Genomic DNA, 2,239 nt, shown 5'->3' with positions numbered 1-2,239 from the left:
CCGATACTTCACACCACGGGTGTTAGATCCCTGACCCACCCGCACCCCCCCGCGCCGCCCGCCCGAACCAGCCGGCGGGCGCCGAGGCGGGCCAGGTGGCGGGCGAGGTGCGCGCCGACGGCACCGGTACCTCCGGTGATCAGCACGGTGCCCGTCGGTCGCCACGGCGCCGCGGTGGGCTCTGCCGGGTCGGGGGGGTCCACGGGCAGCAGCCGGGGCACCCGCAGGCCCCGCGGGCGGGCGGCGAACTGGTCCTCCCCGCCGACCCCGGTCAGCGCGACGCCGAGCCACAGCAGCGACTGGTCGTCGGGCACCGAACCACCCGCCCGCTGGGCCCCGCCGGTCCGCTCGGCGGGCAGGTCGATGAGCCCGCCCCAGGCGTGGGGGGACTCCAGGGCGAGGGTCCGGCCGAGTCCCCAGGTCATCGCCTGGTCGGGCCGGGTGACCCGGTCGCCGTCCTCGGCCGCGACGGCGCCGCGGGTGAGCAGCCACAGTGGTGTGTCCAGGCGCAGGTCGGCCTGGGCCTGCGCGAGGGTGACGGTGAGCGCGAGTCCGGTGGTGAGCACTGGATGGTCCGGATGGGGGGTGTCGTCGAGGGCGAGCAGGGAGACCAGCCCGCCGACCGGCGCGTTCCCGCCGAGCAGCCCGTCGGCGAGTCGTCCCGCGACGGCGTCGCGGTCGGCCCGGTCGAGCACGATCGGCGTCGCGGTGCCACCGAGGCGTTCGATGATCCAGCTGAGGCGGCTGACCAGCGCCGGTGCGGCCCCGGTCGGTGGGACGAGGACCGCCCAGCGCCCACCGAGGGTCGCGCTCGCGCCGGCCTGCGCGGTGATCGCGGCGGTGGCGTCGCCGTCGGCGAGTGGGCGCCAGGCCACGCGATGGCGCCAGCCGTCCCCGTTCCCGGCACGTGCCCTCGCGGGTGCCACCGCCGTCCCGTCGGACTCCGGCGCTCCGACCGGCGCGGGCGCGCTGCCCCGTGCCGGGACCGAGGTCACGCTGGCCGGCGGAGCGGCTGTGGCTGTGGGTGTGGGTGTGGGTGTGGCGGGCGGGTCGAGCCAGTGGCGGCGGCGTTGGAACGGATAGGTCGGCAGGTCGACCAGACGCGCGCGTCGTCCGAGCACCGCGCGCCAGTCCACGGGCACGCCGTGGACGTCGAGGCCGGCGAGCGCGGTGAGCAGGGTGTCGGCCTCGGGGCGCCCGGCCCTCGCCGACGCGAACGCCACGACCTGTCCACCGCGCCCCGCCGGCTCCCCCGCTCCTGCCCCGGGCGTCGGGGCGGGCGTGGGCAGGCACTCGGGCAGCAGGGCGGTGAGGATCGCGTCCGGGCCGAGTTCGACGAACACCTCGGTGCCCTCGGCGTGCAGGCGGCGGGCGGCGTCGAGGAACAGCACGGCGCCGCGGGCCTGGCGCATCCAATGGTCCGGGTCGCGTAGCGCCGCCGGGTCCGGGGCCGCGCCGGTGAGGGTGGACACGACCGGGATGGCCGGACGCTGGTAGGTGATCCCGGCGGCGATGCGGCGGAACTCGGTGAGCATGCCGTCCAGGTGCGGGGAGTGGAAGGCGTGGCTGACCGGCAGGCGCCGGGTCCGGTGGCCGCGGGCCGCCCAGTCGGCGGCGACCTGTTCGGCGGCCTCGGCGTCCCCGGCGATGACGACGGCGGCGGGCCCGTTGACCGCGGCGATGACCACCCGTCCGCGGGTCGGGGCCAGGGATGCCTCGACCTGCGCCGCGCCGGCCCGGATCGCGATCATCGCGCCGCCGGGCGGGCAGGCCTGCATGAGCCGGCCGCGGGCAGCGACGAGGGTCACCGCGTCGGCCAGCGACCAGATTCCGGCGACGTGGGCGGCGGTCAGCTCGCCGATGGAGTGCCCGGCGAGCAGCGCCGGGGTGACACCCCAGGAGGTGATCAGCCGGTACAGGGCGGTGCCGTAGGCGAACAGCGCCGGCTGGGTGTAGCGGGTCTGGTCGAGCAGGGCGGCGTCGGGGGTGGCGGGTGCGGCGAACATGACCTCGCGCAGCGGCCGGTCGAGGTGGGCGTCGAACCGCTCGGAGATCTCGTCGATGTCGGCGGCGAAACCCGGGTAGGCGCGGTAGAGGTCGCGGCCCATGCCCGGGCGCTGGCTGCCCTGCCCGGTGAACAGCAGGGCGATCCGGGTCCGCGTGCCGGGCGCGGTGTGGCCCTGGCTGATGCCGGGTGCGGGGCGCCCGGCGGCCAGCGCCGCGAGTGCCGCGCCGAGAC

The 2,239-nt window shown here is 77.5% G+C and carries 1 protein-coding gene; it reads right to left on the bottom strand.

Annotation, left to right across the window (positions count from 1 at the left end; all coding sequences use genetic code 11):
- Nucleotides 1-8 precede the first annotated feature (8 nt).
- Nucleotides 9-2,239 (bottom strand): acyltransferase domain-containing protein (locus MXD58_RS29675; RefSeq protein ID WP_250611454.1); only part of this gene is annotated, 2,231 nt, incomplete at its 5' end.

Origin of the sequence: Frankia sp. AgKG'84/4 (assembly GCF_023242965.2) — a bacterium.
GTDB lineage: Bacteria > Actinomycetota > Actinomycetes > Frankiales > Frankiaceae > Frankia.
Note: the sequence above shows the minus strand (reverse complement) of the source record. Positions and strands in the feature narration are given on the sequence as shown.